We start from the raw sequence: 9,114 nt of genomic DNA on the forward strand, positions 1-9,114 counted from the left end.
GCTGTCTCCTACTATTTACGCTAGCCCTTACTGGGCATCGCGGCAAGGCGAGCTCATAAATAAGACCTAGGCCAAGCAACTACTTTTCACAGCGCTTACAAAAAACCATCATAACGCCCCTACCTTCCTCTTTTTAAAGCCGTAAAATTGCAGATTATTAAAAACTGTACTAACGGGGGTTGGTCTTATTACGCGCAGTTCGGTATAATGCCGTTTTGGCGACTAAGGATTCTGTACCATGCGCGTGATTCAGAAGGCCCTCACCTTTGACGATGTACTTCTCGTCCCGGCCCATTCCAATATCCTCCCGCGTGATGTCGATTTATCGACCCAATTCACCCGTAACATTCGCCTGAATCTGCCGCTGGTTTCTGCAGCGATGGATACAGTGACCGAGGCTCGCCTCGCCATTGCTATTGCCCAAGAAGGCGGCATGGGGATTATTCATAAGAATATGACCCCTGTGATGCAAGCGAAAGAAGTATCCAAAGTAAAACGTTACGAATCAGGCATTGTTAAGGATCCAATTACCGTATCCCCGGAAATGCTCGTTCGCGACGTTCACGAACTCACCCGCCAGCACAAAATATCCGGCTTGCCTGTGATTGATAAATCCGGCCAATTGGTCGGCATCGTCACCAACCGCGATTTGCGTTTTGAAACACGCCTCGACGTGGCAGTCAGCAGCATCATGACGCCTAAAGAGCGTTTGATTACGGTTAACGAAGGCGATTCAATTGAATCCGCCCGCGTACTGATGCACGAGCACCGCCTAGAGCGCGTGCTGGTGATCGACGAAAACTTCAAGCTTAAAGGCTTGATTACCGTTAAAGACTTGATCAAAACCTCCGAGCACCCATTCGCAGCCAAAGACGATCAAGGTCGCCTGCGTTGCGGCGCAGCAGTTGGCGTAGGCGCGGGCACCGAAGAGCGGGTAAAACTACTTTCCGAAGCCGGTGTGGATGTGATCGTGGTGGACACTGCCCACGGCCACAGCCAGGGCGTGATTGATCGCGTGCGTTGGGTTAAACAAAACTACCCGCATATCCAGGTAATTGGCGGCAATATCGCCACCGCTGCTGCCGCTTTAGCTCTGGCTGAAGCCGGTGCTGATGCGGTTAAAGTGGGGATTGGCCCAGGCTCGATCTGCACCACACGTATCGTGGCTGGCGTGGGTGTGCCGCAAATTACTGCGGTAGCTAATGTAGCTGAAGCGTTGGCTGGCACAGGTATTCCATTGATTGCTGACGGTGGTATTCGCTATTCTGGCGACATCTCTAAAGCCATCGCAGCGGGTGCAAGCTCGGTGATGCTGGGCGGCTTATTTGGCGGCACGGACGAAGCGCCGGGTGAAGTTGAGCTATACCAAGGCCGCACTTACAAGAGCTACCGCGGTATGGGCTCTTTAGGCGCAATGGCCGGTAGCAATGGCTCGTCTGATCGCTACTTCCAAGACAATGTGAACAACGCCGACAAGCTAGTTCCAGAAGGCATTGAAGGCCGCGTTGCTTACAAAGGCCCGATTACCGCCATCATCCATCAATTGATGGGTGGCCTGCGTTCTTCTATGGGCTATTTGGGCTGCAAAAACATCACAGAAATCCACGAAAAAGCCGAATTTGTGCAAATCACCGCCGCAGGTATTCGTGAATCGCATGTGCATGATGTGCAAATCACTAAAGAAGCACCAAACTACCATACCGATTAATCACTGATTACTCGCGATGCAAAAAGGCCGGAAGAAATTCCGGCCTTTTTTTATTTACACCACAAACGCAACATTAAATACGCGATGTCTTTTTGTATATTTCAACTGGCAAACGACGACTGCCAAAAGTTTGAGGACTCTCGACAAAGATACTTTTGAATGCCCGCTTGCAGCACAAATCATCTGCTTCTTAACTTGTTTTTCAGCCGCGTAGTAACCGGGCTCGGCTCACTTTTACGTTGATAAGCATCATTTTCCTTGATAGGCGAATAATGCACCTATCAAGGTGGCTACTGGAATTAGACCACTACACTCTGACAAAAAAGGCAGATCAGCTCTGCCAATAAAAACAACGTCACAATATCATTAGCCAAAACAAACAGCCTCTATATTTATTTCGACTGTTTTAATTACTGAAAACAAAAATCAACCTCAGGCGTTTTACCAGAAATTAAATCGGCAATCGCCAATGCTGAGCCACAGCATTCAGTCCAGCCTAAAGTGCCATGCCCCGTATTCAGCCAGAGGCTTGGGTAGCGGGTACGGCCAATATAAGGCAGATTGCCTGGCGTTGCTGGGCGCAAGCCTGTCCAGAACTCAGCAGATGCATAATCGCCACCGTTGGGAAAAATATCCCTTACACGATCAATAATCGCCTTACAACGCACGGCATTTAAATCCAGATTATAGCCATCAAACTCTGCTGTCCCTGCCACGCGCAGATGATCCCCCAATCTAGAGAAAACCAGTTTATGCCCATCATCGGTCAGGCTTACAGTCGGTGCACAATGCTCAGCGCGCACTGGAATCGTGGCGGAATACCCCTTAGCAGGGTAAATATCCAAGTTAATCCCTAATGGGCGTAAATGCAGCGGACTGTAGCTACCTAAGCTCACCACAAAAGCATCTGCGCTAAGCGACTCTGCGCCATGATCCCCTACCACTCGCACGGCCTGCACATCACCTCCCGCACAATCAAAGCCCGCTATTTCACAATCGTAGCGAAACTTCACCCCAGCCTGCTCGCACAGGAGCGCTAATTCATTGGTAAACAAGCGTGCATCGCCCGATTCATCACTCGGCGTATACGTGCCACCGACAATCGGGCGCATCGAATCACGCAAAGCAGGCTCAATCAATAAACACTCTGCTGTCGATTTAACTTGCCGATCTAGGCCCAACTCGCCCATTAACTTGGCGGCAGGGATGGCTGATTCAAACTCGGCTTGCTCGGTGTAGTAATGCAAAATCCCTTCGGTGCGCTGATGATATTCAATACCGGTGGCCGCACGTAAAGCTTGCAAAGTATCTCTGCTATATAAGCCCAAGCGCACCAGATTTTGCAGGTTATAGCGCGCCTTCTCTCGTGTGCACTGTTGTAAAAAGCGCAAACCCCAGCGCCATTGATTCCAATCAAGTTTAAAGCGAAATAGCAGCGGCGCGTCTTCCTCACCCAACCATTGCAACGCTTTCCAAGGCGCTTTGGGGTTGGCCCACGGCTCGGCATGGCAAACGGATATTTGCCCGCCATTGGCATAGCTGGTTTCTCTTGCCGCTTCAGGCGCACGCTCAATCACCGTCACTTCGTGCCCTGCCTGGCTTAGAAACCAGGCCGAGGTAATACCAATAACACCTGCCCCCAACACAATCACCTTCATGGTTTTCCCTTATAAATCAATTCTAAATCTGACACGCTTACCTGCTAAAAACAATTTCATACACAACAGAAAAATAGAATGAATACGGCCCATCTCAATATTCAAGCCACAACACCACGATGCGGCATTCAATCACGAATCAAACCGATTGATTTATGCCAGGCAACAAGACATCGCTGAATTGTTTTTACAAAAACATTAACAAAAGCGATTCATAATACTTGATTAAGAATCATGAAATGATGATACGTTTTACTAGAAAGCCACGACTTGATCTAAACTAACATCTGAAACTCTCAACCTACCCAAGCCAAGCCCCGCCACGCTATGAATCTGTCGCTTCGAACCGCTATTATTTTTGCCACCCTTTTAGGCTTATTACTGCCCTCTGGCGTAAATGGCTATATCAGCCTGACTCGCCAGCTGGATAATGCCCAGCGACAAATCAATCTGGATCACCAGCGCATTGCAGATATTCTGGTATTAGGCATGCAGGAGCCACTCTGGAATCTCTCGCCTGATGCAGGCAAACCGCTACTAGAATCAGTGATCAGCGACGAGCGCATTGTGCGCATTACGGTTAATGACTCTACGCTGGGCCTGTTTATTGAAGCCAATAAGCCAGAGCGCCGTCGAGGCCATTTACACTCTCTCACCCGTGTAGTGAGTAAGCAAGGCAGCAATATCGGCACCATCACCATTGAGTTAGACGATGGCAATGCCACCACCCGCATTCGCAGCGAACAGCGCCTCTATCTGGCCGCCGTACTCTTACAAATCGTACTCAGCCTTGGGCTGATTCTATTACTGCTTGAATCACGCATTATCCGCCCGCTGGCCGAACTATCCCGCCAAGCCATTCAGCTTGCTCGCCGGGAGCTGGACGAAGCCTTTATCTGGCGGCGCAGCGATGAAATCGGCACCTTGGGGCAAAACTTAGAAACCACCCGTAAATCGCTTAGCGATTTAATCCTCACGCTTGAGCAAAAAAACCTGCAACTGGAAACCGACATCCTTGGCCGCAGGCAAATTGAGCTGGCCCTGCGCGCAAGCCAAGATCGCTACCGCAGGCTGGTTGAATCGACACATATTATCCCCTGGGATGCCAACCCGGACGAATGGCGGCTCACCTATGTTGGCCCGCAAGCCGAAGCCCTACTTGGCTACCCACTGGCTCAGTGGTATCAGGAAGGCTTTCTTTCCAGCTACCTGCATCCAGACGACAGACACCACGCTTACCGCCTCTTTAGCGAAACCAGCAAGACCGGTATTTCTGAATTTGAATGCCGCTTTTTAAGCAGCAACGGCGAAGAAAAATGGGTACTACTCACCGCCTCAGCCCAGTGCGACGCGGATAATAAACGCACTTTGCAAGGCTTTATTATTGATATCAGCGAGCGCAAGCAAGCCGAGCTGGATATGGAACGCTACCGCAATCACCTCGAAGAAGTGGTTGAAGCACGCACCCGAGCGCTGGCCTCGGCCAATCACGAGCTAGAAGCGTTTTCTTATTCGGTATCGCATGATCTGCGCATCCCGCTACGCACCATCGAAGGCTTTAGTCAGGTGCTGCTGGAAGACTATATCGGCTCGCTGGATATCAATGCCCGCAACTATTTGGCGCGCATCCGCAGTACCACCCACAACATGACCAGCTTGATTGACGATTTACTTAATCTATCCAAGCTCACCCGTATTGAAGTGCGCTGCCAGACCATTAATCTAAGCGCTTTAAGCGAAGAAATAGTCGATGAATTCCGCAGCCTGCAGCCACAGCGGCAAATTGATATTCATATCGAGGACAACTTAAAAGCCAACGCCGACCCTAAGTTAATACTGATTGCGCTCAGACATCTACTCGATAATGCATGGAAATTTACCGAGCAAACCCAAGATGCAAAAATCGCCATTGGTGCAAATGAAATCAATGGGCAAACTGTTTTCTTCATTCAGGACAACGGAATCGGCTTTGATATGGCCCATGCCAATAAAATATTTTCGCCTTTCCAGCGCCTGCATTCACATGCCGAGCTCACCGGCAATGGCATAGGCCTTGCCATTGTGCAGCGAATTATCCACCGCCATGATGGGCGCATCTGGGCTAAATCTCAGGCAGGCAGCCACACGGTTTTCTACTTTACTCTGCCCAATAAGCCCCACGCAGAGCACCGCTTGCCACTCTGAGTAAAGTGGCAAGATCCACAAAATCAGTAAAACACTTTTCATTTACAGAACGATTGTTCTATAATCACCTATCTTATTTAAACAGCGCTCGGGACACACACATGGACGACAACAAGAGCAAGGCACTCGCCGCGGCACTCGCGCAAATCGAACGTCAGTTCGGCAAAGGCGCCATCATGAAAATGGGCGAGCACCAAATGCAAAATGATTTGCAAGTGGTCTCCACTGGATCATTAGGCTTGGATCTTGGCCTTGGCGTTGGCGGCTTGCCTCGTGGCCGTGTAGTAGAAATCTTTGGGCCAGAAGCTTCCGGTAAAACCACCCTCTGCTTACACGTTGTTGCACAGGTACAAAAACTAGGTGGCGTGGCCGCTTATATCGATGCAGAAAACGCTCTTGACCCTATCTACGCCAGCAAACTGGGCGTCAACGTATCTGAAATGCTGATCTCTCAGCCCGATACCGGTGAGCAAGGCTTAGAAATCGCCGACATGCTGGTTCGCTCTGGTGGCGTAGATATTATCGTGGTTGACTCGGTTGCAGCCCTTACGCCAAAAGCCGAAATCGAAGGCGAAATGGGCGATGTACACGTGGGTCTGCAAGCACGTCTAATGAGCCAAGCCCTACGTAAACTCACTGGTAACATCAAACGCACCAATACACTGGTCATCTTTATTAACCAGCTGCGCATGAAAATCGGCAATATGATGCCGGGCCAAAGCCCTGAAACCACCACCGGTGGTAATGCGCTGAAGTTCTATGCCTCAGTACGCCTTGATATCCGCCGCATTGGCGCAGTCAAGAAAGGCGATGAAATCATTGGCAACCAAACCAAAGTAAAAATCGCCAAAAATAAAGTCGCCCCGCCGTTCCGCATTGTGACTTTTGATATTCTTTACGGCGAAGGCATTAGCCATGAAGGCGAGATCATCGAATACGGCGTTACACATAAAATCGTTGAGAAAGCCGGTGCATGGTATAGCTACAACGGCAATAAAATTGGCCAAGGCATGGAAAACTCCCGCCAATACCTTAAAGATAATCCTGAAGTGGCCGCAGAAATTGAGCAAAAAATTCGCGCAAAATTAGGCGCGGGTGGCTTATTGCCAATCGATCCTGCTGCTTTACTTGAAGATGGCAAAGAAGAAGAGTTAGAAGCTTAAATAGCACGAGCCAGTCCCTCCTCCCCAGAGGGGCTGGCTATCGACCCCACCACAGGGGCCGATGCAATGAACGAGTAAGAAATGACGACCGCTCTACGCAATAAAGCCCTGCAACACCTCGCACGCCGAGATCATTCACGCGGCGAGCTACGGCTCAAACTCCTCCCATTTGCAGAAGACCCCAGCGAAGTTGATGCGGTACTGGATGATTTTATCGAGCGCGGCTGGCAATCTGATACCCGCTTTGCCGAACAATGGGTGTTCTACCGATCCCAGCGCTACGGGCCGCAACGCTTACGTGCCGAGCTACAGCAAAAAGGCATTTCCAGCGAAATTATTTCAAGCGTCATGGAAGAGCACGGCGACACCGAACTAGAACAAGCCCGTGCGCTTTGGCGAAGAAAATTTGGCAGTCCACCCCAAGACCAAAAAGAAAAAAACAAACAGCTACGCTACCTTATTAGCCGTGGTTTTTCTGTTTCTGTGATTTACAAGGTTGTGGGTGGAGAGGATGAGGATTATTGAGGGGTATGAGATAGCAGAAACCCAAATCTTGAACCACGGCGGGCATAGAGAACACGGAGTTTCACGAAGAAAAACAAGACCTGAATTAAGTTTTAAGTATTTTTTGAAGCACCACAATTTAAATTCATATCGCAGCTAATAGTACGGGGCTTAAATCTCAATCCTATCAACTTAAGGTCAAGAATGAGCAAAGGCTATGTTTGTATAGGGTATGCAAATTGTTTTTCTTGCGCACCGCTTTCGGTGCGCAACGGCTGCGTTGTTGTACATCCTATAAAACCTAGCTCATAAGCTAATGCCGTTCACTAAAAGTATTGGTTTTGCTTCCCCCTTTAGAAAAAGGGGGATTTGCCTTGAGTTTTTTGCTTATTTTAAGCCCAACATCAACTGCAAATCCCCCCTAGCCTCCCTTTACAAAGGGGGGAACTCAAACAAAACCGCTTAAGTGAACGGCATTAAGCTCATAAGCTGTTTTTCTCCGTGAAACACCGCGCTCTCTGTGGTTCAATATTTGGGTTTCGCTAAGCTACGCGGCTTAATTTGATAGGATTGGCTTAAATCTCCCCTTAAAACATGCAAGCTCCGAACAAGCGAGGCGCATCGTTTGGGAGCGAGCTACAAAAGAGCCAATCCCCAACTCGACTAGACAGCACACGGGGCGCCCCCTACAAAATCGGCCGCATTTGTGCCTTGCTAATCAGCCGCTGCTTCATTTTGTGCTGAGCATAGGGATAAAGCTTGATCACCTTTGCCACGTATTCTTGTGTTTCAGCATAGGGCGGCACGCCGCGATAACGATCTACCGCTTTTTCTCCCGCGTTATAGCTTGCCGCCACTAGCACCACATTGCCTTGGTAGCGATCAAGCAGCCAACGCAGATAGCGCACCCCGCCTTTGATATTTTGGCTGGCATTAAACGCATCTTTCACATTAAAACGCTCAGCCGTTTCCGGAATCAGCTGCATCACGCCTTGTGCTGATTTAGGTGATAAGGCCTGTGGGTTTAGTTGCGATTCCACCCTTGCAATACTTAAAGCAAATTGCGGATCAACATCGTGCCACAGGGCAATTTGTCGCACGATGCGGGCAATTTTTTGCTGATTGGCACTGAGTTCCGGAAAAGGTGGCATCGGTGGCTCGGGCACTTTCTCGGGCTTGATATCAGCCAGAATACAAGGTGGCAAGATACTTGCACCCAACCTGATGGTTTCCAGCATGTTTTGCGCCCGCATATGCCCTTGTTGAGCTGCACCAGAAAACAAAGTTGCGGCCATTTTTCTATTCTCAGGCACTCCCTCACCAAAAGCGTAGAGCATACCTAAACGGTATTGTGCTTCTATCGAGCCTTTTCTGGCTGCCGCACAATAAAGTGTGGCAGCTTCCCAGGCATCAAGCGATTCAAACTTAGCGGCTGCAGCTAGGCTTTCTTGCAACACGGGGGCTTCACCCGCATTGGGCACAGGGGCACTCAGCAGTGCTACGCCCAAAAGCAAACTCGATATCATGACGCCCCCTTTGCTCAAAAATCCAATCATGCTTACAGCATATTCCTGCAATGCAAAACACATCGCATTAACAGATCAGAGGGCCGGAACACACGACCAGCGATCATGCGGTAAGCCACGACTTTCTCCGGTAATCCCCCCACAAAACCAGCTCATTTTTAAGTAGAATTTTCTCGCAGTCTTTGAGGAGCTCTACATGAAAGCAGCACGTTATTCCGACAGCCAAATTATGGCGATTTTAAAGCAAGCCGAAGCTGGTTCGACTGTTCCCGATCTGTGCCGCGAGCACGGTATGAGCTCTGCCTCTTTCTACAAGTGGCGCGCTAAGTTTGGCGGCATGGACGTTTCCATGATGACGCGGATGAAAGAGC

The 9,114-nt window shown here is 49.6% G+C and carries 7 protein-coding genes; 5 read left to right on the top strand and 2 right to left on the bottom strand.

Annotated elements, in window-relative coordinates; all coding sequences use genetic code 11:
- Positions 1–238 precede the first annotated feature (238 nt).
- Positions 239–1,708, top strand: a complete 1,470-nt coding sequence (gene guaB, locus ACFQNF_RS20485) for an IMP dehydrogenase (protein ID WP_380190205.1) — start codon at positions 239–241, stop codon at positions 1,706–1,708.
- A 410-nt stretch (positions 1,709–2,118) separates the two neighbouring features.
- Here guaB and ACFQNF_RS20490 read toward each other — a convergent pair whose 3' ends face one another.
- Positions 2,119–3,366 (bottom strand): D-amino acid dehydrogenase, encoded by a 1,248-nt coding sequence (locus ACFQNF_RS20490; RefSeq protein WP_380190207.1) that lies wholly within the window; start codon positions 3,364–3,366, stop codon positions 2,119–2,121.
- A 327-nt stretch (positions 3,367–3,693) separates the two neighbouring features.
- On the opposite strand from ACFQNF_RS20490, the gene ACFQNF_RS20495 reads away from it, so the two are divergent.
- From ACFQNF_RS20495 to recX, 3 genes are all read left to right on the top strand, one after another.
- Complete coding sequence (locus tag ACFQNF_RS20495) at positions 3,694–5,550, top strand: ATP-binding protein (protein WP_380190209.1); 1,857 nt, start codon at positions 3,694–3,696, stop codon at positions 5,548–5,550.
- 101 nt (positions 5,551–5,651) lie between these two features.
- Positions 5,652–6,713 (top strand): recombinase RecA, encoded by a 1,062-nt coding sequence (gene recA, locus ACFQNF_RS20500; protein WP_380190211.1) that lies wholly within the window; start codon positions 5,652–5,654, stop codon positions 6,711–6,713.
- Between the two features lie 81 nt (positions 6,714–6,794).
- On the top strand, positions 6,795–7,238 hold the full coding sequence (gene recX, locus ACFQNF_RS20505; RefSeq protein ID WP_380190213.1) for a recombination regulator RecX: 444 nt from the start codon (positions 6,795–6,797) through the stop codon (positions 7,236–7,238).
- Between the two features lie 665 nt (positions 7,239–7,903).
- Here recX and ACFQNF_RS20510 read toward each other — a convergent pair.
- Positions 7,904–8,743 (bottom strand): transglycosylase SLT domain-containing protein, encoded by an 840-nt coding sequence (locus tag ACFQNF_RS20510; RefSeq protein WP_380190215.1) that lies wholly within the window; start codon positions 8,741–8,743, stop codon positions 7,904–7,906.
- A 196-nt stretch (positions 8,744–8,939) separates the two neighbouring features.
- Between ACFQNF_RS20510 and ACFQNF_RS20515 the strand changes: the two genes are divergently transcribed.
- Positions 8,940–9,114 (top strand): transposase (locus ACFQNF_RS20515; RefSeq protein ID WP_380190223.1); only part of this gene is annotated, 175 nt, incomplete at its 3' end.

This window comes from Iodobacter arcticus (assembly GCF_042664895.1).
Taxonomy (GTDB): domain Bacteria; phylum Pseudomonadota; class Gammaproteobacteria; order Burkholderiales; family Chitinibacteraceae; genus Iodobacter; species Iodobacter arcticus.